General features: G+C 56.4%; 32 protein-coding genes. 17 read left to right on the top strand and 15 right to left on the bottom strand.

All coding sequences use genetic code 11. From position 1 onward, the window contains the following. Nucleotide 1: 1 nt before the first annotated feature. A complete protein-coding gene (locus tag AC2FEB_RS01975) occupies nucleotides 2–676 on the top strand; it encodes a hypothetical protein (RefSeq protein WP_117872999.1) in 675 nt (224 codons plus the stop codon). A gap of 32 nt (nucleotides 677–708) precedes the next feature. Then, complete coding sequence (locus AC2FEB_RS01970; RefSeq protein WP_117874007.1) at nucleotides 709–1,059, top strand: hypothetical protein; 351 nt, start codon at nucleotides 709–711, stop codon at nucleotides 1,057–1,059. Between the two features lie 18 nt (nucleotides 1,060–1,077). Here AC2FEB_RS01970 and AC2FEB_RS01965 read toward each other — a convergent pair whose 3' ends face one another. Next, on the bottom strand, nucleotides 1,078–1,890 hold the full coding sequence (locus AC2FEB_RS01965) for a quinoprotein dehydrogenase-associated SoxYZ-like carrier (RefSeq protein WP_117873000.1): 813 nt from the start codon (nucleotides 1,888–1,890) through the stop codon (nucleotides 1,078–1,080). A gap of 122 nt (nucleotides 1,891–2,012) precedes the next feature. Here AC2FEB_RS01965 and AC2FEB_RS01960 point away from each other — a divergent pair, with 122 nt between their 5' ends. Continuing rightward, nucleotides 2,013–3,044, top strand: a complete 1,032-nt coding sequence (locus AC2FEB_RS01960) for a quinoprotein relay system zinc metallohydrolase 2 (RefSeq protein ID WP_117873001.1) — start codon at nucleotides 2,013–2,015, stop codon at nucleotides 3,042–3,044. 5 nt (nucleotides 3,045–3,049) lie between these two features. Here AC2FEB_RS01960 and AC2FEB_RS01955 read toward each other — a convergent pair whose 3' ends face one another. Further along, a complete protein-coding gene (locus tag AC2FEB_RS01955) occupies nucleotides 3,050–3,829 on the bottom strand; it encodes a pentapeptide repeat-containing protein (RefSeq protein WP_496670286.1) in 780 nt (259 codons plus the stop codon). A 29-nt stretch (nucleotides 3,830–3,858) separates the two neighbouring features. Further along, a complete protein-coding gene (locus AC2FEB_RS01950; RefSeq protein WP_496670287.1) occupies nucleotides 3,859–4,473 on the bottom strand; it encodes a hypothetical protein in 615 nt (204 codons plus the stop codon). A 165-nt stretch (nucleotides 4,474–4,638) separates the two neighbouring features. Here AC2FEB_RS01950 and AC2FEB_RS01945 point away from each other — a divergent pair, with 165 nt between their 5' ends. From AC2FEB_RS01945 to AC2FEB_RS01915, 7 genes are all read left to right on the top strand, one after another. After that, entirely contained in the window at nucleotides 4,639–5,751 is a 1,113-nt protein-coding gene (locus AC2FEB_RS01945) for an S-(hydroxymethyl)glutathione dehydrogenase/class III alcohol dehydrogenase (RefSeq protein ID WP_117873003.1), read from the top strand. A gap of 1 nt (nucleotide 5,752) precedes the next feature. Further along, nucleotides 5,753–6,586, top strand: a complete 834-nt coding sequence (gene fghA, locus AC2FEB_RS01940; protein ID WP_496670288.1) for an S-formylglutathione hydrolase — start codon at nucleotides 5,753–5,755, stop codon at nucleotides 6,584–6,586. A gap of 22 nt (nucleotides 6,587–6,608) precedes the next feature. Continuing rightward, nucleotides 6,609–6,998 (top strand): c-type cytochrome, encoded by a 390-nt coding sequence (locus AC2FEB_RS01935; protein WP_299638896.1) that lies wholly within the window; start codon nucleotides 6,609–6,611, stop codon nucleotides 6,996–6,998. A gap of 134 nt (nucleotides 6,999–7,132) precedes the next feature. Then, nucleotides 7,133–8,935, top strand: coding sequence for a lanthanide-dependent methanol dehydrogenase XoxF5 (gene xoxF5 / locus AC2FEB_RS01930; protein WP_496670290.1), 1,803 nt, complete (start codon nucleotides 7,133–7,135; stop codon nucleotides 8,933–8,935). Between the two features lie 69 nt (nucleotides 8,936–9,004). Then, nucleotides 9,005–9,508 carry a c-type cytochrome, methanol metabolism-related gene (locus tag AC2FEB_RS01925; RefSeq protein WP_117873006.1) on the top strand — a complete coding sequence of 168 codons (504 nt, stop codon included), beginning with the start codon at nucleotides 9,005–9,007 and terminating at the stop codon, nucleotides 9,506–9,508. Further along, nucleotides 9,492–10,334, top strand: coding sequence for a substrate-binding domain-containing protein (locus AC2FEB_RS01920; RefSeq protein ID WP_496670292.1), 843 nt, complete (start codon nucleotides 9,492–9,494; stop codon nucleotides 10,332–10,334). The genes AC2FEB_RS01925 and AC2FEB_RS01920 overlap by 17 nt, the downstream gene beginning before the upstream one ends. Next, nucleotides 10,334–10,885, top strand: a complete 552-nt coding sequence (locus AC2FEB_RS01915) for a PQQ-dependent catabolism-associated CXXCW motif protein (RefSeq protein ID WP_496670961.1) — start codon at nucleotides 10,334–10,336, stop codon at nucleotides 10,883–10,885. The genes AC2FEB_RS01920 and AC2FEB_RS01915 overlap by 1 nt, the downstream gene beginning before the upstream one ends. Nucleotide 10,886: 1 nt before the next feature. Here the strand turns inward: AC2FEB_RS01915 and AC2FEB_RS01910 are convergent, their stop codons facing one another. From AC2FEB_RS01910 to AC2FEB_RS01900, 3 genes are read right to left on the bottom strand one after another with little or no spacing between them, the layout of a single operon-like run. Beyond that, nucleotides 10,887–11,705, bottom strand: coding sequence for a quinoprotein dehydrogenase-associated SoxYZ-like carrier (locus tag AC2FEB_RS01910; protein ID WP_496670294.1), 819 nt, complete (start codon nucleotides 11,703–11,705; stop codon nucleotides 10,887–10,889). Then, nucleotides 11,702–12,646, bottom strand: coding sequence for a YncE family protein (locus AC2FEB_RS01905; protein ID WP_496670295.1), 945 nt, complete (start codon nucleotides 12,644–12,646; stop codon nucleotides 11,702–11,704). Before AC2FEB_RS01905 ends, AC2FEB_RS01910 begins: the two co-directional genes overlap by 4 nt. Continuing rightward, a complete protein-coding gene (locus AC2FEB_RS01900; protein WP_496670296.1) occupies nucleotides 12,633–13,172 on the bottom strand; it encodes an SRPBCC family protein in 540 nt (179 codons plus the stop codon). Before AC2FEB_RS01900 ends, AC2FEB_RS01905 begins: the two co-directional genes overlap by 14 nt. A gap of 366 nt (nucleotides 13,173–13,538) precedes the next feature. Here AC2FEB_RS01900 and AC2FEB_RS01895 point away from each other — a divergent pair, with 366 nt between their 5' ends. The 7 genes from AC2FEB_RS01895 to AC2FEB_RS01865 are packed head-to-tail and all read left to right on the top strand — an operon-like array spanning nucleotide 13,539 to nucleotide 18,712. Continuing rightward, nucleotides 13,539–14,672: an ABC transporter substrate-binding protein gene (locus tag AC2FEB_RS01895; RefSeq protein ID WP_496670963.1), complete on the top strand. Its 1,134-nt coding sequence runs from the start codon at nucleotides 13,539–13,541 to the stop codon at nucleotides 14,670–14,672. Nucleotides 14,673–14,684: 12 nt separating this feature from the next. After that, a complete protein-coding gene (locus AC2FEB_RS01890; protein ID WP_496670297.1) occupies nucleotides 14,685–15,656 on the top strand; it encodes a YVTN family beta-propeller repeat protein in 972 nt (323 codons plus the stop codon). Between the two features lie 19 nt (nucleotides 15,657–15,675). Continuing rightward, the gene (locus AC2FEB_RS01885) at nucleotides 15,676–16,113 is read left to right on the top strand and encodes a cupredoxin domain-containing protein (protein ID WP_117873013.1); all 438 of its coding nucleotides are present in this window, start codon (nucleotides 15,676–15,678) and stop codon (nucleotides 16,111–16,113) included. A gap of 15 nt (nucleotides 16,114–16,128) precedes the next feature. After that, nucleotides 16,129–16,377, top strand: a complete 249-nt coding sequence (locus AC2FEB_RS01880) for a PepSY domain-containing protein (protein ID WP_117873014.1) — start codon at nucleotides 16,129–16,131, stop codon at nucleotides 16,375–16,377. Between the two features lie 20 nt (nucleotides 16,378–16,397). Then, nucleotides 16,398–17,363: an ABC transporter substrate-binding protein gene (locus AC2FEB_RS01875; RefSeq protein WP_496670300.1), complete on the top strand. Its 966-nt coding sequence runs from the start codon at nucleotides 16,398–16,400 to the stop codon at nucleotides 17,361–17,363. Nucleotides 17,364–17,369: 6 nt separating this feature from the next. Then, a complete protein-coding gene (locus tag AC2FEB_RS01870; RefSeq protein ID WP_496670302.1) occupies nucleotides 17,370–18,119 on the top strand; it encodes an ABC transporter permease in 750 nt (249 codons plus the stop codon). Continuing rightward, nucleotides 18,116–18,712: an ABC transporter ATP-binding protein gene (locus AC2FEB_RS01865; RefSeq protein ID WP_496670305.1), complete on the top strand. Its 597-nt coding sequence runs from the start codon at nucleotides 18,116–18,118 to the stop codon at nucleotides 18,710–18,712. The genes AC2FEB_RS01870 and AC2FEB_RS01865 overlap by 4 nt, the downstream gene beginning before the upstream one ends. Here the strand turns inward: AC2FEB_RS01865 and pqqE are convergent. From pqqE to AC2FEB_RS01820, 9 genes are all read right to left on the bottom strand, one after another. Then, complete coding sequence (pqqE, locus tag AC2FEB_RS01860) at nucleotides 18,709–19,827, bottom strand: pyrroloquinoline quinone biosynthesis protein PqqE (RefSeq protein WP_496670307.1); 1,119 nt, start codon at nucleotides 19,825–19,827, stop codon at nucleotides 18,709–18,711. The two genes, AC2FEB_RS01865 and pqqE, sit on opposite strands and share 4 nt — an antisense overlap. Continuing rightward, complete coding sequence (gene pqqD / locus AC2FEB_RS01855; protein WP_371415326.1) at nucleotides 19,827–20,099, bottom strand: pyrroloquinoline quinone biosynthesis peptide chaperone PqqD; 273 nt, start codon at nucleotides 20,097–20,099, stop codon at nucleotides 19,827–19,829. The genes pqqE and pqqD overlap by 1 nt, the downstream gene beginning before the upstream one ends. Beyond that, nucleotides 20,099–20,848: a pyrroloquinoline-quinone synthase PqqC gene (gene pqqC / locus AC2FEB_RS01850; protein WP_496670309.1), complete on the bottom strand. Its 750-nt coding sequence runs from the start codon at nucleotides 20,846–20,848 to the stop codon at nucleotides 20,099–20,101. The genes pqqD and pqqC overlap by 1 nt, the downstream gene beginning before the upstream one ends. After that, nucleotides 20,845–21,741, bottom strand: coding sequence for a pyrroloquinoline quinone biosynthesis protein PqqB (pqqB, locus tag AC2FEB_RS01845; RefSeq protein WP_496670311.1), 897 nt, complete (start codon nucleotides 21,739–21,741; stop codon nucleotides 20,845–20,847). Before pqqB ends, pqqC begins: the two co-directional genes overlap by 4 nt. Nucleotides 21,742–21,764: 23 nt before the next feature. After that, entirely contained in the window at nucleotides 21,765–21,866 is a 102-nt protein-coding gene (pqqA, locus tag AC2FEB_RS01840) for a pyrroloquinoline quinone precursor peptide PqqA (protein WP_117873022.1), read from the bottom strand. Nucleotides 21,867–21,968: 102 nt separating this feature from the next. Further along, nucleotides 21,969–22,652, bottom strand: a complete 684-nt coding sequence (locus AC2FEB_RS01835) for a response regulator transcription factor (protein WP_496670314.1) — start codon at nucleotides 22,650–22,652, stop codon at nucleotides 21,969–21,971. Nucleotides 22,653–22,661: 9 nt separating this feature from the next. Beyond that, nucleotides 22,662–24,263, bottom strand: coding sequence for a sensor histidine kinase (locus AC2FEB_RS01830; protein WP_117873024.1), 1,602 nt, complete (start codon nucleotides 24,261–24,263; stop codon nucleotides 22,662–22,664). After that, nucleotides 24,260–25,051, bottom strand: coding sequence for an ABC transporter permease (locus AC2FEB_RS01825; RefSeq protein ID WP_496670316.1), 792 nt, complete (start codon nucleotides 25,049–25,051; stop codon nucleotides 24,260–24,262). Before AC2FEB_RS01825 ends, AC2FEB_RS01830 begins: the two co-directional genes overlap by 4 nt. Then, on the bottom strand, nucleotides 25,048–25,794 hold the full coding sequence (locus tag AC2FEB_RS01820) for an ABC transporter ATP-binding protein (RefSeq protein ID WP_496670319.1): 747 nt from the start codon (nucleotides 25,792–25,794) through the stop codon (nucleotides 25,048–25,050). The genes AC2FEB_RS01825 and AC2FEB_RS01820 overlap by 4 nt, the downstream gene beginning before the upstream one ends. Between the last annotated feature and the right edge of the window lie 32 nt (nucleotides 25,795–25,826).

Raw genomic sequence — 25,826 nt, 5'->3', positions numbered from 1 at the left:
CATGAGAAGGCTTCTTTGCGGAATTGCCGTTTTGGTTTTGAGTTTGATTTCGGTTTCCGCGGCATCGGTTGATGCCGAGCAAGCCTATGATTTGCTGTTCCAAGATGGCGTTCTGGACACTATCTCACGCGACAAGGAACTCATTTATCAGCGTACCGTCACAAACCAGATACGACCGGATACGGCTGAACGTGATACCGGTGTTATTGCGCTCAGCTTTACGAACGACGGGAACGAAATGGCACATCTGGAATTTCGCCAAGATGACAAACACCGCGCTATGGGTGTTTTTCCGGCCAACGTCGGCAATCCGATGATTATGGTTTTCTATGAAAGCGCCATCCGGGATATGGCCGAGTCCGCCGGAGGTAGCCCGTTTTATATCCGAAACCGCATCAAGGATGCGCTGGTTCAACCTGCCGAGATCGTCGAGAGCGAGGCGGTGGTCGATGGCAAAACCATCCCCGTACAGATCATCTTTATGCGCCCTTTCGCTGAAGATCCGAACCGGGACCGGATGCAAGGTTTCGGGGACCTAGTTCTCCGCGTCTCAGTGTCAGAGGAGATTCCGGGGTGGTATTTAAGCCTTGTGGCGGAAGCTGTTTCTGAACGTGACGGCATGGCCGTTTATCGATCGGAAATGCGGTTTGGAGGAGTGCAGGAGGGTCGCGAATGAAAACGTCAGGCCAAATTCGGGAACGCAGCCGCATGACCCTTGCAGCTTTGATCACGGCCGTTCTGGCCGTGCCCGTTGCAGTGTCGGCTCAAAGCGTTGCGGAACGGCTCAATGACTACCCGACCGCAGCGCGTGCGGATTACGTGTTCGCGTGCATGGTCACCAACGGCCAAACTCGCGAGATGCTGGACAGGTGTTCATGCTCGATCGATTTGATCGCTTCGATCCTTCCCTATGAGCAATATGAACAGGCGGAAACTGTTCTGTCTATGCGTCGGGTCGGAGGAGAGCGCATGGCATTTTTCAAAAGTGCGGTGCTGGCCGAAAACATGGTGGCCGACCTGCGCCGGGCGCAGGCTGAAGCCGAGGTTGTCTGTTTCTGATAAACGCAGTCTGGTCCGTCAGCTGGCCGCGGCTTTGGGCAAGTCTTTCTCGAACGTGTTGCCCTCGGTATCCGTTGCCTTGACCGTCAACATGGTCGAGCCGTTGTCGTTATAGGCAAATCGGAAAGCCGGGTTCTCCGAGATCGAAATGCCGCCGTCCATAGTGAACAGCAACTCATCCCCCTGCCAAACTTCGATATGGTCGATGAAGTGCGCAGGGATGAATAGTTGCGTAACCTGATCGCGCTGCAGGCCGGAATAGTTCGGGTGACGGATCATGATCTGAGCTTCTCGACGCGGTGCGGAAATCTGCGCCTCTTGCCCAAAGCTGCGCAGCTTCATCTTGCCCATGGACGCCAATGCGACCTCTGGATCTTTGCTGGCTGGTGCTGAACAGCCGCCCGATGCTTTGACAAACCGGCCGGTCATATGAAGCCCGTCAGGCGTTTCAGCAATCACGCGGACATTCGAATATTGGTTCACGCGGACTCGCATCTCGAAATCCAATTCACCCATGGCTGGTGAAAAAGCAAAGACGCCTGCGATCGGGGCCGGGTTTTCGTCGATCACGACAGTGGCAGCGGAAATCCGGGCATCGGGATCAAGCTGTTTCAAAACGATCGGCACCGTTGCGGCATCATGCGCCCGGTAAGGGGCGTCCAGCGAAAGCAGCGTGTCCGCATTTCCGATCTGGGCATCGCCCACGACATCGTATTGCAGGTCCTTCCAGGTCTCGCTGCTGACCAGCGGATTTTTGATTGGCTGCTCTGCCCATGCAGGTAGGGCTAGTGCAAGTGAAAGGATTGTTGCGGGTGCTAGTGCTCTGGCCATGTTGTTTCCTCCGGCAACCGGTAGCGAAAAATGTGCCACAAAACGCAAGGAAAATAAATGCCGACGAAAGGCGTGGTGGTTCTGTCAGAGATCTGTGCCAATGTTCTTGTCGGAGGGCTGCTATGTTTGAAGCCGTGATTTTGCTATGCGCTCAGGTTGCGACAGAGCCTTGCAGAGAACAGCTTTTGCCGGGTTACGAAGCCCGATCACAGGCTGAATGCGAGCAGAAGCTGAAAACAACTCTTCCGCCGCTTTCCGATTGGCGCAGCGGCGAACCGTTTTGCCAACACATTGGTCAGGCACTGGAATTTGAAGAAGCTGCGCCAGGTCTGTTCGTGCATCGCGGTTTGATAGCGGAACCCGCCGCGGACAATCTGGGCGATGTGTCCAATATCGGATTTGTCATCGGCCAGGACAGTGTTGCGGTGATTGATACGGGAACGGCACCTTGGATAGGAGAGGCTGTCTGGCGGGCCATTCGGGCCGAGACGGACAAACCAGTCAGTCACGTAATTTTAACCCACATGCATCCCGATCATACATTGGGGACTGAGTCTTTGACCCTTTCAGGTGCGCAGGTTGTCGGCCATGTGGGGCTGGAGAGAGCGTTGCTGGACCGGTTGGGCAACTATGTCGAAAGCCTGAGCGCCGCGATCGGCGATAGCGCCTATGTGGGCGTCGGGCCAGTTTCGGTCGACATCGCTGTCGAAACCACGGACGAGATCGATCTGGGTGGGCGTAAACTGATCCTGCGGGCCTGGCCCCGAGCACATACCGGGAATGACTTGACCGTCATGGATGCAAACACCGGCGTTATGTTCACGGGCGATCTGGTATTTCACCGGCATACCCCGGCATTGGATGGTCAACTGATCGGCTGGCAACGCGTCCTGAAGCAGATGACCGGGCTTGACGTCACCCAAATCGTACCCGGCCACGGTGGGCCGATCCTGGCGTGGCCTGAGGGCGCCGAGGATATGAGGCGCTATTTGAATGTGCTGGAAACCGACACGCGCGAAGCAATCGACAGTGGTCAGCGACTGGGCGATGCGGTTGAAACGATCGCTCAGGAAGAAGCGGCGCACTGGGAATTGTTTGACGCCTACAACCCGCGCAATGCGACGGTCGCATTCACCGAACTTGAATGGGAATAGCCCTGTCAGCGAATAGCCCGATCCAAGTTTTTAGCGGCGCCCAGATTGGTCTGATCTGCGCCCCCAACGTCAGTCAGCCGCGTTGCCGTCAAATCGGCATTCGTAAAATCGGCACCGGACAATGTGGCCCCTGTCAGGTCCGCCCCGCCCAATGTGGCCATCGACAAATCCGCATTGGTGAAATTTGCGTTGGGCAATTTGGCAAATTCCAGATCGGCGCGGGACATTTGCGCGTCAGTGAAATCCACGTCCGATCCGCGAGCCGAGGACAGAACGCCGCGCATAAGCCCCATGGATTGGTTGCGCATGTCGGCCGAAAAATCCGCCCCTTTGAATACTGCCCGGTTCAAATTGGACTTGGTGAAATCGGCGGCTGTTCTGGCATTTGTGAAATCCGTATCGCTCAGATCTGCCTGGCTGAGCTGGGTCTGGAACAGCTCGGCCCCGACAAGAGATGCACCTGAAAGGTCGGCGCCGATCATCCAGGATTGGCTGAGAATCGCGCCGTCCAAAGTCGATCCCGATAAATTGGTGCCGTTCAATGACGTCGCTCGCAGGATCGCGTTGCTGAAATCCAACCCGGACAGGTCGAGATTGTTCAACCAGACCCGGGTGAAATCTGCGGGGGCGTCGGCCGTGGCAGCGGCAAGCCGGGCCACGACATCTGCGCGGGACATTTGCGCTTGGGTCATTTTGGGCAGAGTCATGTCAACACCGCTGAGTGGGGACTGGCCTAGGGCCGAGAGGGGCGACAGCGTCAGAAAGACGATCAGTAGGTGTTTCATATTCCCCTCCTTGCCAAGAGGCCGCTGCATTAACCTTGATCTGAGGTCAACTGTTGCAGCATTTGCGAAATCGCGAACAGGCGTCGCTCGATTATTTGCGGTGTTTCGCAAAGATAGGTGATCGAGCGTTGACGGTCAGAATAGATCAGCTGATCCCAATCCAGCTGCTCCTCCAGGGCGTCGATGCGGTCATAGTCCGGCGAGTCGGAAGACAGGGCTTGCTCCATTTCCACCCGGGCCAGATCAATCTTTTCAGCCATATCGATCTGGTTCAACGAAAACTCTCCGATCCCCGCAATGATGCGCTTGCGCCTTTTGGACAAGGTGTCAAAGACGCGCTGGAACACCTGACCCAGAATATCCGGATCACCGTTGTACCGCGAGGCAAACTCTGCAACTTGTGGCCGAAGATCCTCCAGGTCGATCCGCCTCAGCGCCAACAGGCCAGCAATTTCATCGATGTCGGCACTATCTTCGGTGGTTTCGCTGCCAGGGACCTGGTACGGCCACATGAGGCCCAGCGAAAGGTCCTCGACTTTGCGTTGGATGCACGGCCAGGTTGGGTCGGAAAAATCCGCTGCCAGGCCTGGGCCAGCCGCGCCGAGCCAAGCCAGCGCCGTAATTATTAGCTTGCCGTTAGACATCGCAGCTCTCCTCCACGCGGACATCATGCATGGAATCTGCGCGCGAAGTCCATTCAACCCAATACACACCATTGTCTTAATTGTTTGCACATGGCGCTCACCCTCATACTCGACCCAAGCTGCCGGACTACGGTTGATTCCGGTGCCATGGGAGGAAAGACAGAGATGAGAACACGCGCGGCGGTTGCTGTGGCGGCAGGCCAACCCTTGGAAATCATGGAGGTTGAGCTTGATGGCCCGAAAGCAGGCGAAGTCCTGATTGAGGTCAAGGCGACCGGTCTTTGTCATACGGATGAGTTCACTCGTTCAGGTGATGACCCCGAAGGGATTTTCCCTGCAATTCTGGGTCATGAAGGCGCTGGAGTAGTTTTGGAAGTAGGGGAAGGTGTCACCAGCCTTGAGGTTGGAGACCACGTGATCCCTCTTTACACCCCCGAATGCCGTGAATGCGAGTATTGTCTGAACCCCAAGACAAACCTTTGTCAGAAAGTTCGTGCCACGCAGGGTGCGGGCTTGCTGCCAGATGGTACGACCCGGTTCAGCATGCTGGACGGGACACCCATCCATCACTACATGGGCTGCTCGACTTTTGCCAATCACACCGTTGTGCCCGAGATTGCGTTGGCCAAGGTGCGCAAGGACGCGCCGTTTGACAAGATTTGCTACATCGGCTGTGGCGTCACCACCGGCATCGGGGCCGTCATCAACACCGCCAAGGTCGAAATTGGTTCACGTTGCGTGGTCTTTGGTCTGGGCGGAATTGGTTTGAACGTCATTCAGGGCTGTCGAATGGCGGGCTGTGATCAGATCGTTGGTGTCGACTTGAATGACGGCAAGGCCGAAATGGCGACTCATTTCGGTATGACCGATTTCGTGAATCCCTCGAAAGTCAGCGGCGATATCGTGGCACATCTGGTCGAACTGACCGGCGGTGGCGCAGATTATACCTTTGACGCGACCGGCAATGTTGGCGTGATGCGAACCGCTTTGGAATGCGCACACAAAGGTTGGGGAGAAAGCATTATCATCGGTGTGGCACCTGCTGGCGCCGAGATTTCAACGCGTCCTTTCCAGCTGGTCACCGGCCGGTCATGGCGCGGAACCGCGTTCGGCGGAGCCAAGGGCCGGACGGATGTTCCGAAGATCGTTGATTGGTACATGGCCGGCAAGATCGAGATCGATCCCATGATCACGCACAAGCTGACTCTTGATGAAATCAACCACGGCTTTGACCTGATGCACCAAGGTAAATCAATCCGTGCGGTAGTGGAGTACTGACATGGATTTGAAAGTCATCTCGCAAAATCGCAGTTTCGGAGGTGAGCAGACTGTCTACTCCCACTCGTCCGAGACGTGTGATTGCGAGATGACCTTTGCTGTCTACCTGCCGCCTCAGGCCAAATCTGGGCCGGTGCCGGTGTTGTGGTACTTGTCCGGCCTGACCTGCACCCATGAAAACGCGATGACCAAGGGCGGATTTCAGGAGGCAGCCGCAGATTACGGCGTCGCGGTTGTGTTTCCCGATACGTCACCGCGAGGGGACAGTGTTGCCGATGACGATGCTTATGATCTGGGGCAGGGGGCCGGTTTTTACGTGAACGCCACCCGGGACCCATGGCGGGCCCATTTCAGGATGTATGACTACATCGTCGACGAGCTGCGCGACATTGTACTGAAGAATTTCCCCGTGCAGGATCGTCACGGGATAACTGGTCATTCAATGGGTGGCCACGGCGCGATTACCATCGCCATACGCAACGCCGACAAATTCGGATCTCTTTCGGCATTTGCGCCGATTGCGCACCCGACGCGGTCGGATTGGGGCCGTAAGCAGCTTAGTAGCTATCTGGGTGACGACGAAAATACCTGGGTCGAGCATGACGCCACTCTGCTGCTTGAAGAATATGGCTGGAAAGGTGACCTGCTGATCGATCAGGGCGCCGATGATCAGTTCCTTGATCTTCTTAAACCCGAAGCACTGGCCAATATGATGGCCAAGCGTCGCCAGCCCGGACAGATCAGAATCCAGGAAGGGTATGACCACTCGTATTTCTTCGTAAACAGTTTTGCGCGCGACCATGTCGAATGGCACGCGGAACGCCTCAACCAATGAAAACAGCAAGGAAAGATTAATAGTGATCAGAACGGTATTTGCAGCAACCTGCCTCATGCTTTCCCCCGCCTTCGCAAGTGCCGAAGGCGATCCCGAAGCGGGCGAGAAAGTCTTCCGCAAGTGCAAGGCGTGCCACGCGGTGGGCGAGGGGGCTGAAAACAAGGTAGGGCCGATGCTGAACGGTATTGTTGGACGTCAGGCCGCAAGCGTTGAAGGGTTTGGCTATTCACCGGTGTTGATTTCCCTGTCCGAAGAGGGGCTGGTCTGGACACCGGAAGAACTGAACGCGTTTCTGACAAAACCACGCGACTACGCGAAAGGGATCAAGATGACCTTCGCGGGGCTGCGAAAAGAGGACGATCGAGCGAACATCATCGCATATCTTGCGACCTTTGAGGACAACGGGTCGTAGGAGAGCGCATTGCTCACCCACCGATGCGACCGGAAAACTACCGGTCCGGGCGAGCATTAACAGACACCGTAATCCGACCTGGGTGAGGTGTTGCAATGCAGAGAGAGATCTCTGCACGAAAGGGAGGAGATTGAATGAAAAATCTATCGCTTTGGACCTCCGGGATTGCCATTGCACTGGCCACCGCGGCCTATGCAAATGACGACCTGGTTGCCCAGATGGAGAACGCGAAACAGTGGGCGATCCAGACGGGTGACTACAAAAATCAGCGCTATTCCGCACTGGATCAGATCAACGCAGACAATGTTGGTGATCTACAGGTCGCATGGACCTTCTCGACCGGCGTTCTACGCGGTCACGAGGGTTCGCCGCTGGTGATTGGTGACATGATGTATGTCCACACGCCGTTCCCGAACATTGTCTATGCTCTGGATCTGGCCGATGACGGCAAAATCGTCTGGAAGTATGAGCCTAAGCAGGACCCGGACGTGATTCCGGTTATGTGCTGTGACACGGTGAACCGTGGCGTGGCTTACGCTGATGGCAAGATTTTCCTGCATCAGGCCGACACCAAGGTTGTGGCGTTGGATGCCAAGTCCGGCGATGTCGTGTGGGAAGTCCAGAATGGTGACCCGGCGATTGGTGAAACCAACACAGCCACAGTGTTGCCGATCAAGGACAAGGTCATTGTCGGTATCTCGGGTGGTGAATTTGGTGTGCGCGGGTCGGTTACGGCCTATGACATGAACTCGGGCGAGCAGGTTTGGCGCGCCTATTCCATGGGACCGGACTCCGATATCCTGGTTGATCCTGAAAAAACCACCCATCTGGGCAAGCCGGTTGGCGCGGATTCCGGAACCAACACGTGGGAAGGCGACCAATGGAAAATTGGTGGCGGCACCACCTGGGGTTGGTATTCGGCCGATCTGGACGAAAACCTGATGTACTACGGCACCGGGAACCCGTCGACATGGAACCCGGCGCAGCGTCCGGGCGACAATCGCTGGTCGATGACAGTCATGGCCCGCGATATCGATACCGGTATGGCGCGTTGGTTCTATCAGATGACGCCACATGACGAATGGGACTATGACGGCATCAATGAAATGATCCTTTCGGAGCAGGAAATTGATGGCGAGCAGCGCAAACTGCTGACCCATTTCGATCGGAACGGTCTTGGTTACACCATGGACCGGGTGACGGGTGAATTGCTGGTGGCCGAGAAGTTCGATCCGGTGGTCAACTGGACCACGGGCGTCGACATGGATCCCAACAGCGAAACCTACGGTCGTCCGGCTGTTGTTGCACAGTACTCAACCGAGCAGAATGGCGAGGACGTGAACTCGACCGGTATCTGCCCGGCTGCTCTGGGCACCAAGGACCAACAGCCCGCAGCCTATTCGCCGAAGACCGAGCTTATGTACGTGCCGACAAACCACGTCTGCATGGACTATGAGCCGTTCCGCGTGTCTTACACCGCCGGTCAGCCCTACGTGGGTGCGACGCTGGCGATGTATCCGGCGCCGGACAGCCATGGCGGTATGGGCAACTTCATCGCCTGGGACAACACCGACGGTTCCATCAAGTGGTCGATCCCCGAGCAGTTCTCGGTTTGGTCGGGCGCTCTGGCAACGGCAGGTGACATCGTGTTCTATGGCACGCTTGAAGGGTATCTGAAGGCTGTGCATGCCGAGACAGGTGAAGAACTGTATAAGTTCAAGACGCCCTCAGGCATTATCGGAAACGTGATGACCTACGAGCAGGGTGGTAAGCAGTATATCGGCATCCTGTCGGGTGTTGGTGGCTGGGCCGGTATTGGTCTGGCGGCTGGTCTGACCAATCCCAATGACGGTCTGGGCGCCGTGGGTGGCTATGCTGCTCTCAGTGATTACACCGCGCTGGGCGGTCAGCTGACGGTGTTCGCACTGCCGAACTAAGCAAAGGAAATGCCCGGCGCGACCCGTGATGGCCGCGCCGGAACTCTACTTTAAGCAAATGAGATATCCATGAACCACGTTACACGTCTTTTGGCACTTTCACTCATGTCATGCCTTCCTTGTGCCGTGGCAGCGGACAACCTGACTGCCGCATACACCGAGGATGGACGGTATTACACCGAAGACGATATCCCGACTTTCAACGTGGCCGAGGATGGAACCGTGGACTGGATGACATTTTCAGGTTTCCGGCGGTATCACGCGGAATGCCATGTTTGTCATGGTCCGGATGGCGAGGGTTCGACCTATGCGCCGGCTTTGAAAGAGTCAGCGCTGGAAATGGATTATTACGACTTCGTTGATATCGTCACAAATGGCCGCCAGGTGGTGAACGCCGCTGAAAACTCGGTAATGCCGGGATTTGGCGACAACCCGAATGTGATGTGCTTTCTGGATGACATCTATGTATACTTGAAGGCTCATGGGTCGGGTGCGATCCCGCGTGGACGGCCGCCCAAGAAAGAGGCTAAATCTGACGTGATCCGCGAGGATGAAGATGCGTGTATGGGCTAAGGCCTGCCTTGCTATTTGCGGACTTAGCGTCTGGCTCGGTCTGACGCTGCCGGTGCAGGCGCAGACCTCTGATCTGGTTTCAAAAACAGCTTTTCGCGTGTGCGCGGATCCTGCCAATTATCCAGTGTCATCCGAGGATGGAACGGGATATGAAAACAAGCTGGCGGAATTGATTGCGGCAAAGCTTGAACTGCCCGTGCAATATGTTTGGTTTCCTCAGGCGACGGGCTTCATACGGAACACGCTTGCCGCAAAGCGTTGCGATGTGGTGATCGGCTATGCGCAAGGTCATGAGTTGGTGCAAAACACCAACCACTACTACACGTCTGCTTATACCTTAATTGTACCAAAGGATGGCGACCTGGCTCAGGTCGACACGTTGAACGATCCGATGCTCAAGGGGCGACGGATCGGCATTATTGCCGGCACACCGCCTGCGGCGCATATGGCGCGGAACGGACTGATCGGACAGGCCAAGCCTTATAACCTCTTTGTTGACCGACGTGTGGAAAGCCCAGCCATCGACATGCTGGATGATCTGCAATCGGGTGAGATTGATGTGGCCATTCTTTGGGGTCCACTGGGCGGGCCTTTGGTCAAGGCAGACTACCCTGATTTCAAGGTGATCCCGCTGGTCAAAGAAGAGCTGCCGCCGCGTCTGTTTTACCGCATCACCATGGGCGTGCGTCAGGGTGAGAAGGTTTGGCAGCGGCAGTTGAACTCGCTGATCCGCCGTAATCAGGATGAGATCAATTCAGTATTGGCCGAGGCAGGCGTTCCACTTGTGAATGATCTTGGGACCGAGGTATTGGACCTGTCTCAATGATGCGGGCCACGGTAGCAATTGCGCTAATCTCGACTGCGGCAACAGCGCAGACAGTTCCCGAGCCAAGTGACTACCGCATGGATCACTACCGCGCACCGGTGCCGGATCAGATAACCGGTGGAACAACCATCGGTCCGGAAGAGGCGCACGGCCTGTGGCTGGATCAGAGCGTTGCGTTCATCGACGTTTTGCCGCAGCCGCCCAAACCAGCCAATTTGCCTGAAGGCACGATCTGGCGGGACAAGCCGCGCGACAGTATTCCAGGAGCAATCTGGTTACCCAATGTCGGCTACGGAGCAATCGCAGAGGTCACTGCAGACTATTTTCGATCCGGTTTAGAGGCCAGCACCAATGGCGATATCAACCAAGGTGTCGTGTTCTTTTGCCTGGAAGATTGCTGGATGAGCTGGAATGCCGCCCGACGCGCAATCGAATGGGGATACGCAAAGGTCTACTGGCTTCCAGAGGGTACCGACGGCTGGGCATTGTGGGGCTATCCGCTGGATCGGGTCGAGCCGGCCCCGGGCCAACCCGTTACCGGAGGCGGTTGATCTAGAAGCCCGCCAGTTTCTTGTGCAAATGACTGACCGTACCGTCAGTATCCGTCATGGTCACATCGACCGCTTGCGCCCTGCTTGGAACAGATATGCCAACCCTCGGATTTTCGGACAGTGAAATCGACCCCGTCATCTGGATATACCCGGCACCATCAAGATCGATATCCACGGTTTCAACATATCGCATCGGTATGAAAAGCAAAGAAATCTGATCCATCTGCATTCCGGAATGCGACGGGTGATCAATGCTGAGATCCATCTTGTTGGCGCGATCCGCACCCAGTTTGGACAGCCGCTTCAGCGTGTTCAGCGCAGGCACACGGCCGACCAGTTCGGCCTCCATCGTTCCAAGGTTAGCCAAGGCCAGTTCCGGGTCAGTCCCAGGAGGCGCCGCGCAAGCGCCAACACCAGAGGTCTTGACGAAAGTTTCTGACACCCACAGGCGTCCATCGGTGGTCTCGGCGACGACGTGCATCGGGGTCGGACCGTTCACACGCATGGTCACATCGAAGTAGAAGCTCGGCAGTGGCTCTTCCAACTCGAACACGGCGGAAACCGGCATCGGGTTTTCATCCAACACCAAAGTCACCTTGGCCACTTTCGCCCCCCGAGGGGCTACGACCTGAGCCGCCAGTTGAGCCCGCGCGTCATCGGGTGTGCGATAAGGTGCATCAATCGCGATCAACGCATCTCCGTTCTGCATCGGTCTGTCGCCATAAAGCAGAGCTCGGACATTTTCCCATGCCTGGTTGGATGCCCAAACCGGGGCCGCCAACACACTGAACACGGCCGCAATCAGATGAGATGCTTTCATTGTTGTCCTCCTTGCAGGAACCTGCCAAAGGCACGTGGTCCATCACAGGTTTCTATTGTTTCTACCACCGACAGTGCCCGCGGGTCCACGATGCTGACGGTGTTGTCGAACCAGTTTGCAATGACCACCAGATCTTCGCCTGCCGTCGTATCAATGCCTTCGGGATATTCTCCAACATCAATCACAGCCTCATGTTCGAGCGTCTCAAGAGACATGACGCTGAGGGTATTGGCATATTGGTTCGTGACGAACACGCGACCATGGGCGAAGGCGATGCCATATGGGCGTTCACCAACTGGGATCGTTGCGGTGACGGCGCCGGTTTCAGCATCGACCAGGCTGACATCGTTGCTGCCGACATTGCCGACGAACAGACGCCCATCGGGGGCAAAACGCAGTCCGAAGGGGCGCGTTCCAACCGGGCTGCGGTGCAGTAGCTGAAGAGTGTCGGCATCAAATACCGACACTTGATCCGCGTCCTTGTCGGCCGACGCCAGAAAACGCCCGTCTTTCGATATCGCGATACCCGCCGGGGCGGCTCCGGTGGGTAACTCGGTTTGCACCTTCAGAGTTTTGCTGTCCAGAACCCAAAGACGGGCGTTGTACCAATCCGAGACAAAAACCCGTCCGCGTTCTTGATCCAAAGCGATTCCGATTGGCCCCCCTTCAAGAGTGACTTGCGCTATCGCTTCACCGGTCTCAGCAGACAAACGCCTCACTGTTTTGCTGTTCGGGGACACGGTGAACAGCGTTTCATCCAAACCAACCGCCACACCCGCAGGCTTTCCGGGTAATGGCCAACGGGCTGTTTCCTGCATTTGTGCAAGATCTATCCGACTTAGTTCCTCACCGTTTTGACAGGTGATAAACGCTGTCTCTGCCAGTGTCGGGCTGCCAGAGAGCGCCAAGAACAACACCAGCGGGTGGTTAACTTGCCGCACCAAACCGCTCGATCAGCGCGTCGAGACCTGCCTGATAGACGCCGGTTACGGCGGCAACGGCGGCTTCGTCATTCAACTCGGCCGGAGGATCGTTGTTTGGATACCCGCGATAGAAAGCCCCGCGCCATTCGATGATCGAACCACCTCCGTCGCGCGGTTTTACCGTCAGATGCGACGAGTAGTTGGTGACAGGCAGTACCTCTACCGCGACCTCGATGATCCGGTAGGAGTAGCTCATTTTGTCTTCGCTGTACTTGTAAAGGATTTCATTGATCGTTGGCCCGCCTTCCTGACCAAGTGTCAGCAATCGGGTCGCATCAATCGCGTTGCCGCCGTTGCCTTCGGTCGCAAACACAGCCGGATGCCAAGACATGTCATCAAAGTTCCCGACAACGGCCCAGACTTCCTCTGGTGAGGCTGCGACCTCGGCAGATAGCGTGACTTTCTGCCTGGTAGGCCCATGGGCCCAAACCTGACCCGGAACCAGCAGAGCGGCGGTTGCAGCAAGAAGAAGTCGTCGATTCATTCCATGTCCTCCCTGAATGCGCTGAGCGTTTACACGCGCGGCTCCGTCGCAGCGTGCCTCCTGTCAGAACTGACGCGCGAGCGCACGTTACCGGTCACCCGTGACACCCCCTGAGAAATCGAGGGAAGCCGCGGGAAACCATAGCAAGATCAACCGTATACGCGCATTCTTATAAAATAAGAATCGAGCTCAATGATGAAGCTGTTAGGCTTTGTTTTACAACACGGCCAAAAGTATCGGTTCCGTTTTTCGGGGCGCTATGCCCCGGTTGGTTCAACCTGAACTCTGACATTCAGGCAACGGGAGGACATCTTGAGTATTCGCCTGCTGTCGCTGCTTGCGGCGCTTCTTTGGTATGCATCCGCGATGACCGCGGCGGCGCTCGATGTAAAGGCTGGGGTGCTGCGGATCGACTATCCATCGCTTCTGCCTATCTCGCGATATGATCTGAAACCTGACGATCTGGGGTTTGCTGGTGCGGCGCTTGGGGATGAGGATAACGGAACTACGGGCGGATTTCTGGGACATACCTATGAGACCGTCACCATTGCCGTTCCGCCGGAAGAGGCTGACGCCGCAATGGACCGGATCCTTGCCGGCGGCGTACGCCTGATCGTCCTTTTGGCCAAAGCCCCTGACATACTGCGCCTGACGGACAAGGCGGCAGAGTCCGGGGCGCTTGTTTTCAACGTGTCTGCGCCTGATATCGACTTGCGCGACGCAAACTGCCGGGGCAACCTGCTTCATATCGCACCGTCCCGTGGCATGAAAGCCGATGCTGTTGCACAGTTTGCCGTCTGGAAGAAATGGGGCGACTGGTTTCTGTTGGCCGGATCCAACCCCGAGGATGTCAAGCTCGCCGACGCGTATCGCCGCGCGGCGAACAAGTTTGGCGCGAAGATCGCCGAAGATCGGACCTTTGCGGATACCGGGGGATCTCGCCGAACGGATTCCGGTCATGTCATAGTTCAGCGACAATTGCCACTGGACACACAGGATGTACGAGACCACGATGTTGTGATCGCTGCTGACGAAACCGACTATTTTGCGCGCTATCTGTCTTATCACCTTTGGACTCCGCGTCCTGTGATGGGTTCCGGCGGTCTGCGCCCGACGACGTTTCATGGAGCCCATGAAGCTTGGGGCGCGACGCAGTTCCACACCCGTTTCGAGGAAATGACGGGTCGATACGTGCGCCCGGAAGATTACAATACGTGGCTTGCTTTACGGGTTATCGGTGAGGCCGTGACTCGTGCCAGCACAGCCGAACCGGAAGGTGTGCGTGATTATGCCCTTTCGGACCAGTTCGAACTTGCGGCTTTCAAAGGACAGAAAGTGACGTTCCGTGACTGGAACGGGCAGCTACGCCAGCCGATCCTTCTGTATGACGGGTCAATCACTGTCAGTGTCAGCCCGCAGGAGGGATTTCTGCACCAGGTCTCGCCGCTTGATTCAATGGGATTGGATCGGGCGGAATCCAGCTGTCACGCTTTTGAGTAACCGGAGGTTTTGATGAAACGACTATTTCTGACCGTTGCCTTTGCTGCGCTTGCCTCGGGTCCGGCGCTGGCGGGCAAGGCTTTTGTCTCGAATGAGCGGGGCAACACCATTACCGTAGTTGATACCGAAACCTGGGACGTGATCACCGAATTTCCGGGCGGCAACCGCCCACGCGGCATCACTGTCAGCCCGGATGGCAGCAAACTGTATGTATGTGCGTCTGACGACAATATTATTCGGGTGTTTGATACTTCGACTTATGAGGAATTGCCCAGCTTGCCTTCTGGCCCGGATCCCGAGCTCTTCATTCTCGAACCCTCGGGTAAGCGGCTCTATATCGCCAATGAAGACGACAATCTGGTGACGGTTACAGACACCGAAACCCGCACCGTTCTGGCCGAGATTCCGGTAGGTGTCGAGCCCGAAGGCATGGGAATGAGCCCCGACGCCAAATTTGTGGTCAACACGTCCGAGACCACCAATATGGCGCATTTCATTTCCACCGAGGATTATTCCATCAAGCATAATGTCTTGGTCGACCAGCGCCCACGCTATGCCCAGTATACGGCGGATGGAAAACGCCTGTTCGTGACATCGGAAATAGGCGGAACCGTCACGGTAATGGACATTGCAGAAGACGGAACGCCGACGGTTGTTGGCAAAATCAGCTTCGAAGTGGCGGGCGTGCAACCGGAGTGGTTGCAACCCGTCGGTGCCAAGGTGACTTCGGACGGCAAACGTCTGTTCGTTGCTTTGGGGCCCGCAAACCGGGTCGCCGTTGTTGACGCGCAAAGCCTTGAAGTTCTGGACTATATCCTGGTTGGGCAACGGGTCTGGCAGCTCGATTTTACGCCGGACGAAAAATATCTGCTGACCACAAATGGTAATTCAAACGACATAACAATCATTGATGTGGCTGCAGAGAAAGCCATCAAATCAGTACAGGTCGGTCAACAGCCCTGGGGCGTGGTGACCATTGACTGAAGTTCTGGGAGGGACGGGAATGAAGAAATTAGTGATCGCAGTGATGATTGCAGCGTTGGGTGGACCAGTATCGGCGGCGCCACTGTGTGACGATCTGGGATTCGCCGGACTTCTGGCGAAATGCAACCGGGGAGAAACCATAAAGCTGACACTCGCCTCAGGGCAGCCGCTGGGTGAAGACGTGGTTCTGCAATCCGGCGCGTATTACAAGCTTGAGATCACCGCTGACGGTTCAGCGGAACTGGCCATCGAGGGGCCATCGTTCTTTCGCGCGATCTGGATGAACGAAATCGTGATTAACAAGATCGAAATTCGTCCGATGGCGGTAGATAGCATCGAGTTTGACAAGGCTGGCGTGGCTGAATTGTCGTTTATCGCAATCAAACCCGGCAGTCATGAAATTCGCATCCCCGGGTCCACGGGTGAAACGCAACGCATCACTGTTAGTATTCAATAGAGAAGGGATAGGTACATGAAAAATATTGGAATTTTTATAATCACCGGACTTTTGGCGGCGCCGGCTTCCGCCGACGAAGTTGATACCGAAACAGTGGAAAGGATTGAGGCCTATCTTGCCTCTATCGAATGCCAGATGGACCCGGATGACATCGAGGTAGAAGACGATGGGTATGATCTGGATGACGTCATTTGTAAGGGTGGCAACCAGTTCGATATCAAGCTGGACAAGGATTTGAATGAAGTCAGCCGAAAAGCGGAATAGCGAATAAACAGGATTGAGCCATGACCAAACTATTTGCCGCCTGCCTTGCACTTGCACTCATTTCGGGGGCTCTGGCCGCTGAGACCCTGCCGACCATTCGGGCGGCCGTACTCAAGATAGGTACGGTGAATTGGGAACTGGAGACCATTCGCCAGAACGGTCTGGATCGGAAACATGGCTTTATCCTTGATGTTCAACCTTTTGCCGACAATGGCGCAACGCGCATTGCGGTCGAAGGCGGCGAAGCCGATCTAGCCGTTGCCGATTGGATCTGGGTTGCTCGACAAAGGGCTGCGGGCAAGGGCTATGTTTTCATTCCCTATTCCAAAGCAGTTGGTGGCGTGGTTGTACCCGCTGACAGCCCTGCGACCAGTTTGAGGGATCTGGCCGGTGGCAAGATCGGCATCGCGGGTGGCCCGCTGGATAAATCCTGGCTGATTTTGCGCGCCTATGCAGCACGGGAATATGGGATGGACCTGAAAGCCGACACCGAGCAGGTGTTCGGTGCGCCCCCTCTGATCTTCAAATCTGCTTTGAACGGAGACTATGCCGGCGCGATCAATTTTTGGCATTTTCTGGCCAAGATGAAAGCGTCCGGCATGAAAGAGCTGATCTCGGTTGAGGGTGCTGGGCAGGCTTTGGGGCTCGACACAAATACACCCCTGCTGGGTTATTACCTGAAAGAGAGTTTTCTGAACGAACACCCCGACCTTGCGCAAAGCCTGTTTGCCGCCAGCCGCGATGCCAAGGACCTGCTGGCCAATTCGCCTGAGGCGTGGGAGGCGATCAGACCGCGCATGAACGTCACGTCCGATGCACAGTTTGAACAACTCAAGTTCGATTGGATCGCCGGTATTCCCGATCGCCGCCCGGTTGACGAGGTTGCGGCCAACAAGATGCTGGAACTTATGGCCGAATTAGGCGGGGCTGAACTGGTGGGCGCTGCGACGACTGTGCCACAGGGTCTTTTTGCTGACGTGGAATAGGATCAGATGCAAAACGCGCGCCTTACGCCGCTTATGTCTATCGCAGGCCTTGTCGCGTTGTGGATTGTTTCAGCGTCTCTGACCGCTGATCCTCAGATTCTGCCGCAACCTTGGGATCTGATTCCCCGGTTTCAGCAAGAACTTGCGTCAGGCGAATTGCTACGCAGCCTTGGCGCGACTCTGTTACGCGTGATCTGGGCCTTCGTGTTGGCGATGACCTTGGGAACGATCATTGGCCTGGCCATGGGGCGGTCGGATGCGCTGAACCGCTGGCTCGATCCATGGCTGGTTATCTTCCTGAACCTGCCCGCGTTGGTTCTGATCGTGCTGTGTTATCTCTGGATCGGGCTGACCGAAGCTGCGGCGATCACCGCAGTTACGCTGAACAAAATTCCCAATGTCGCAACGATCCTCCGAGAGGGCGGCAGGGCCCTAAGCCCAGATCTGGATGCGATGGCACAGGTCTACCGGATGCCGTGGCAAACGCGACTGCGTCATGTGATCCTGCCGCAGCTTGCCCCGTTTATCGCCGCTGCCGCACGGTCTGGGCTTTCTCTGATCTGGAAAATCGTGCTTGTGGTCGAATTTCTTGGGCGATCATCCGGTGTCGGGTTCCAAATCCACTTGTATTTTCAGCTGTTTGATGTGGCTATGGTGCTGGTTTACGCATTCTCGTTCATTGCGGTCATGCTGGTCGTTGAGTGGTTGGTTCTACAGCCTTTGGAGCGTAATGCTCGACGGTGGAGAACTGCATGATCCAAATTGACATCCACAAAAAGCACTTTGAAAACGATGCCGTTCTGGGCCCCATTGCCTTTGAAATCGCTGCCGGGGAAACAGTCGCTCTGACCGGGCCCTCGGGCATTGGAAAGACGACGCTGCTGAGATTGGTGGCAGGCATTGACCCGAACTTTGAAGGCCATATCGTTCGGCCGGATCGACTGGCTATTGTATTTCAGGAACCCACTTTGCTGCCATGGCGTTCGGCTATCGATAATCTGACTCTGATTCATGGCGACCTGTCGCAGGCTGAGGCCGACGCCGCGCTGACTGACGTGGGTTTGGAAGGAAAGGGGGATTTGTTTCCCGGCCAGTTGTCACTGGGTCAACAGCGCCGGCTTTCTTTGGCTCGCGCATTTGCCGGGCAGCCTGAGTTTCTGATTATGGACGAGCCCTTTGTGTCTCTGGATTCTGAAACAGCCGAGACGATGCTGACCCTGACCGAGGACCTCATCATGCGGCACCGACCGGCGACCCTGTTCGTGACGCATTCCAGACCAGAAGCAAATCGGCTTTCCGACCGGATCCTAAACCTGAAATCCGGGCCAGACGGGGCCGTTCTGGGTTAGGGGTCATTCGCAGACTTCGTCGCGGCACCGGGTGCGGTACGATAGATGAAAGGCGCATCCGCTTTTGCGGCATGTTCATTTGCCTGGTTTTGCAGGGTCTGATGAAGGGGTGATTTGATGCAAACGGGATCGGTGGCGCTTGCGTCTCCGACAACGGCCATGGCCTGACAGCGGCAGCCGCCAAAATCAATGGTTTTGCGTTCGCAGGTTTTGCACGGGTCCGACATCCATTCCGTTCCGCGATAAGCATTGAACGCGCTGCCACTGTACCAGATATCCGCAAGCGGTTTGTCCTGCACCCTGTCAAATGTCAGATGCGGGATGGACTGTGCCGCATGGCAAGGCAGAACCTGACCGTCTGGCGCCACGTTCAGCCCGGTTGTGCCCCAACCGCCCATACATCGCTTGGGATAGTCATCATGATAGTCCGCCGGGACATAATCGATGACCAGTTGTCCCTTGAGGTCCTTCCTGGCCTCGGCCACCTGTCTCGTCACCTGTTGCGCCTGTTCCCGCGTCGGCATCAAGGCGTCCCTGTTCTTCAAGGCCCAGCCGTGGAATTGTACGGTTGCAACTTCGATCCGTCGCGCTCCCATTTCGCGCGCCAGTACCAGCGCCCGCGGCAGTTGGTGGGCATTGTGACGGTGCAGCACGAAGTTCAGGGTCAGCGGAAAACCGATTTTTTTGATCCATTCGACCGTTTTCATTTTGCGGTCAAACCCACCTCGGTAGCCGCCTACCTTGTCGGCCATCGCGGCGTCAGTGCCCTGAAGAGAAAGCTGGATGTGGTCCAGGCCGACTTCGTCCAGCTCATGCAGGCGTCGCTCGTACAGTCCGATCGCCGAAGTGATCAGGTTGGTATATAGTCCAGCCTCACGCGCGGCGTTGACCAGCGCAACCAAGTCTCGGCGGGATGCGGGTTCTCCACCTGACAGATGCAATTGCAAGACGCCAAGCGCCGCCGCTTCTCTGAAAACACGTGCCCAGGTTTCGGTATCCATTTCGCTGTCGAGTTTGGCCATTTCGACTGGGTTGGAGCAATAGGGGCAGGACAATGGGCATCGATGCGTCAGCTCGGCCAGCATGGCAATTGGGGGAGGGGTTTTTACCTGCATCAAATGACATCCAGAAAACGACGCACCCGAAGGGCATCCAGAAACCCCGAGCTGTCTTCGACAATCTGTTCTTCCGGGGCGTTGTACTTCTTTGACAGGCTTGCGGTGATCTGACCAAAGCTGCGTTGGCCGTCTACTTCGCTCAGAATCGCATGTCCGATCTGATCCAACGTCACGGCCCGTTCAGGTGCCAGCAGAACCCATTGTTCCCGCACAGAATCGTACTGGATGCGGACACCACGCGGAAGCAAGGGGACCTCCTGCGCCAACATCACGATGCCTGCCGCATCCGTAAACCGGTGTCCGGCTTCCATGCCCCGGGAGGAATTCGGGCAGGTTCGACATAAGCGCCCCACAAGGCATCCAGCTGCGACCAGAGGACATCGGTCTTGAATATCAGTGCTTTGGCTGCCGCTTCCTGTTTTTCTGCAGTGTCGGCATGATCCAATACCCATGCCAGGCCAAAGGCCACATCCTTGGGGGCTTCTTTCAGGCGGTTGCGAAAATAGGCAAGTGAGCTGTCATCCGCAAAATCGTAATGCTGAAGCAGGCCTTCGATCCTGTTGGCGTGAATCTTGGGAGCAAATAGTTCAGTGAGTGAGGCCGCAACCGCTTCCAGCAACGACTTTTCACGGACGTATCGCACGTAAGCGTCCACCGCAAATTTGGTGGCAGGCAATACGCCGTCACATGAGGCGACATATTCCGGATCCAGACCAACCGCTTCGGCCAGTCGCAACCAGCGCCGGATACCACCTTCGTTGTCTTCCGTGCCGTCATGATCTTCGATCCGCGACCGCCACGCTCGGCGCAGCGCGGGATCATCTACACGCGACATGAAGGCGGCGTCCTTCATCGGGATGGAATGCTGATAATAGTAGCGGTTGATCACCCAGGCCCGCACTTCGTCAGGCGTGCATTGACCACCGTGCAGGCGATGATGAAAAGGATGCAGGTCATGGTAACGCTCGGCTCCGATCTGACGAAGCCGGGCCTCGAACTCTTTGCGGCTTTGGGTCATAGTGTTATCTCCATGCCATCTTGGCCTATCGTCCAGCCTTTGGCCCGTGCCTGAGCGTTCTCAGTGCTGTCGGGGCGCAGAACCGGATTGGTGTTGTTCATGTGGATAAACACTTTCCGGCCGATTTTCATATCAGCGAAACCGGCGATCGATCCATCTGGGCCGTCCATCGACATATGGCCCATGCGCTTGCCCGTTTTCTGACCCAGCCCGGCCTGCACCATTTCTGTGTCGTGCCAAAGCGTGCCGTCGAAAAACAAAAGATCGGCCTCGTCAAGCCGAGCGCGCAACTCGGGCGTCAATGCGGCACAGCCCGGTATATAATACGCCGTCTTCCCTTGTGTGCTTAGTGCCACCCCGACAGTTTGTTCGCCAACCAGCTCGGTTTCGACGTGTTCCCTTTCAAGATAAAGAGGCACTTTGCCGGGCACAGGGAACAAAGTTGCCTCCAAGCCTGAAACCAGCTCGAATGTCTCATTCAACGAGATCGACGCGCGTTTCACGACCGAGGCGTTCAAGGCGTCGAATATCGGATTCTGCGCTAGAACATCCTGAATGCTATGAGTCGCAAACAGCGTAAATGGCTGCATCTCGCGCAACGTGAGCAAGCCAGCCACATGGTCAATATCACCGTTTGTAACCAGCACTGAATTAATCGGCATCTCTCGCAACCCAGTCGGATACAGGAGAGGCGTATTGCCGAGCTGTGTTCGAATATCCGGAGATGCGTTCAGGATGGCCCAGTTCTGACCATCGGGGGACACGGCGAGTGATGACTGCGTCTGCGCGGGAATAACTCCGCTTCGAGCCAGATTGCAGTTTTCACATCCGCAATTCCATTGCGGAAGGCCGCCTCCAGCAGCGGCCCCAAGTATTATTGCGCGCAACGTCATCTATTGTTGGCGCTTGCGGCTGATCAGATCAGGCCGCCACCGCGCTCATCGTCATGATCGGGGCCGTACATGTTGATTTCCATGCCGCATTCGATTTCGCGAATAACAGGTCTGTTCCAAGCCATATCAGGGTCCTCCTCCTAAGGTGTGCTGGTTTCCAATGTGGCAGGACTTATCGGTTGGTGCGACTCTTAATTCATAAGAAAGAATTAGACTTTGGTCGGTACTCAGCTGTCATCCAATAACGGAGCGACACCTTGAAGGCAAAACCCTTGATTGCGTATGGTTTTGATTTCAAACCCAAAATCGTCTGACGCTAGCTTTCTTCTCAGATACCCAATATAGACGTCCACCACATTTTCGTTGCTGGATCCTTCCTGCGACCAAAGCGTGTCAAACAGCTCTCCCCGGGAAATTGGCGATCCGGCCTGGCTGTTGAGCAACGTGAGCAGATCGAATTCACGTTCGGTGAGTGCAATGCTTGTCTCTCGGATTGAAATTGTTCTGTCCCGCGTGGATAGCCGCGCGGGGTCCGGGCGGTGAGAGAGTGCGCGCTGTTCCTGTACTTGCAATCGGGCGACAAGTTCATCAAAGCTGAACGGCTTTACGACATAGTCATCGGCTCCGGCTTCCAGCCCTGCGGCGCGATGGTCGACATCCGATAGCGCCGACAACATCAGGATCGGGATTCCGACCCCAGCACGGCGCGCAGCTCGGACCAGTTCGACACCGCTATCCGTTCCCAGCATCACATCAACAATCGCACCTGAGAATGCACCGCTTTTCAACCGTTCCAACCCTTGGTCGGCGCGGTTTTCAGCCTCGGCTGAGTAGCCGTGCAGCGTCAGGCCCCGGACAAGGGCCGACGTGATTCTGGGGTCGTCATCTATGATCAGAAGCTTGGAGACCATGTATTTATTCTATGCCTTCGCCAGCGGTAATCGAATGCAGACAATTGTACCGGCATTTGATCCCAGAGCATTGTTGCGAGGAACCGGGCTTGCCACCGAAATGGTTCCTTCATGGGCCTCGACAACCCATCTGGCCAGTGCCAGCCCGACACCGAAGCCCTGACTGTTTGCCGCCCCTCCCTGAACAAACCGCTCGAAGATCCGGGTTTGGGCGCCATCGGGAATGCCGGGGCCGTTATCCGTTAGCTGTATTTGAACACCGCTGTCTACTGTTTTACCGGACAGTAACAACGCCTTCCCTTCGCGCGCATGTCGGATCGCATTGCGTATCAGGCTAAGCAGGACCTGACGAATCCAATTCAGGTCACAGTGCAACGAACAATCCGGGAAGCGGCCCGTTTCGAGCTGCATGTTGGCGCTGTCGATTTCAGGCTGAATGTCGCTGACAATTGTTTGTATCAGATCGCATAGTGCAACGTTAGTTGGTTCCAGAGCCAGCTCACCGGTTTCGGATCGGGCGACGCGTAGCAAATCATCGATGCTCTGGTTCAGTTTTGCGGCGCTGTTTTCGATTGTTGCCAACACCTCTGGCGCGGTCTGGACATCCCTCTGGCCAATCTGAGCTTCCATCATGATCACCGTCAGCGGTGTGCGCAGTTCGTGACTGACATCAGCAAAAAAGCGGCGCCGGTTTTCGTCAATCTTGGACAGGGATTCGTTTGCAGCGCTAAGTTCCCGGGTTCGCTGGGCAATGGTCTCGTTTAACCGGGCCCACTCTGCGTCAACCTCGGCCTGGCGTTGTCTCAATGCAGCCGCCATGCGGTTGGTCTCGCCATATAACTGGCCGATCTCATCATTGCGGGTTTGCGGCAGCGAAATTGCGAATTCGGATTGGCCGACCTGAACCGCCGCATTGCGCAGCCGATCCAGGCGAGAGAACTGCGGCCGCACCAGACCAAAGTAGAACCACGCCGTGCTGAGCAAGGCGAATAATGCCAGTGTCAGTGCCACCCAAGTCAGAACCAGGCGGGTCCTTTCGATCCCGGCCAATACGGAATTTCGAAACAGAACCTCGGTATTCACCGCCTGACTGAGCAGAGGATCAAACGCCGACGCAAACGAGTCGACATGGGCACGCAGCCGCGCCTGATCGGCCTCCGCGTCGGCCAGCCCTTCCAGCGTGCTGGCCAGAAGCGCCTCCATTCTGGCCAGACCCAAGGATTGGGTTCCGTAACGCGATTGTTCGTCCAGCCCCAGGGACTGAACCGCGGCAACAGCGTCTTCCACATCAGAACGAAGCTGCAGAAACGTTGTCGCAATCTGGTCTCGGATCGGGGAAAGGCGATCAATTCGTGACTCGACTGTTTGGCCGGTTTGTATCGACTCGGTTGCGATCACAAGAAAGGTGGCGGCCTGGGTCGACAGAGCCGCATAGCGTGCCATACGGGTTTCCGAAGCCAGCGCGGTTTCCAGACGGCTGGCGACGTTCTGCATCCCGAAGTAAAGGGTTGCGGCCGCCAGCAAGGTGCCTGATCCAAGCACGACGGCACCAAGGCCCAGCCGGGTTTTCAGAAGCAGACTGCGCTTTGCGGTTTGTGGCGCGGCTGTCACGATTTCCGCCTCATCAGGCCCCGGGCCGGATCATACCCCCAAACGGCGATCGCGCTCAGTATCGCAGTTGATGCCAGAACCCACAGCAGGGCCCCCCAGTTGATCTGCAAGTAAAGCAGAAACCGGATCAACTCGACCACATGCGTGAAAGGATTGAGCGCACAGATATCACGCAGCAACGGCGAGCTTTCAGCCATTTTCCACAGCGGATAGAGGGCGGAAGACAAGAAGAACATCGGGAAGATGACAAAGTTCATTACGCCGGCGAAATTCTCTAGTTGCCTGATGAAACTGGACAGCACCAGCCCCAGCGCGCCCAGCATCAGACCGCCCAGAACCAATCCCGGTAGAACCGCGACATAACCGGGCAACGGCAGGACAATGCCGAACAAAGCGGCCAATGCGAGAAACGTATAGACCTGCAGGATGGATATCGCCGTTGATCCCAGCAGGCGGCAGAACAACAACCACCAGCGCGGGAACGAACTGGTCAGCAGCAGACGCATCGAGCCCATCTCGCGGTCATAGACAAGGCTCAGTGAGCTTTGCATCCCATTGAACAACAGAACCATCGCACAGAGGCCAGGGATGATATAGGTCTCGTAGGTGATATAGGTCTGATAGGGTGGAATTATCGACAGGCCCAGGGCGGCACGAAACCCTGCAGCGAAAATCAAAAGCCAGACCATTGGCCGAACCAGAGCTGCGAGAAATCGTTCACGTTGATGGATGAAACGCAGAAACTCGCGTCCGATGATGGCACGTGCGACACCCAGGAACCCGCTCATGTCGCAACCTCGGTTCGGGACAGGAACCAGTCGGACAGGGTTTGATCCCCCCGTAGGCTGCCTGTCTGCCCACTGGCAATAATCTGACCGCGATGCAGAACCAGCAACTGGTCGTCGTCGCGCACTTCATCTGTCAAGTGCGTGGCCCACAAGATGCACAACCCCTGTTCCGCCAGGTCGTGCACATGGTCGGTTATCGCGTGCCGTGCCGCGGCATCAAGCCCAACTGTTGGCTCGTCCAACAGCAACACCGATGGTTCGTGCAGCAGGGCACGAGCCAGCTCCATCCGACGGCGATGACCACCATTAAGATCGCGTACACGTTCCCCGGCACGTTCCCGCATGTTCAGCCGATCCAGCGCTGCGTCGATACGGTCGGGGACATCGGATCGAGGTAGCCCATGCAGCGCGGCAAAATAGGTCATGTTCTGGCGTACCGTCAAACCCAGATCCAGTGTCGGTTGCTGAAAGACCACGCCGAGCTTTGCCAGCGCCTTGCGCGGGGATTGGCGAAGATTATGGCCTGCGACCGTGATTTCACCATCTGGCGCCACAAGCAATCGCGTGAGCAACGACACCAGTGTCGATTTCCCAGCCCCATTCGGACCAAGCAGACCGCAGAACGTCCCCGCCGACACGTCAAAAGAGACAGCATCCAAAGCCGTCTTGGCGCCATAGTGAAAACTCAGGTCGCGTACCGCGAGACCAGGATTGGATTCCGCCGAAGGGCGCGCGTCTGACATTCTTCCTCCGTCCCGGACCGTGGGTCTTGACA

This window comes from Ruegeria sp. YTSC106, assembly GCF_059609765.1.
This window is presented reverse-complemented; position numbering and strand designations above follow the sequence as displayed.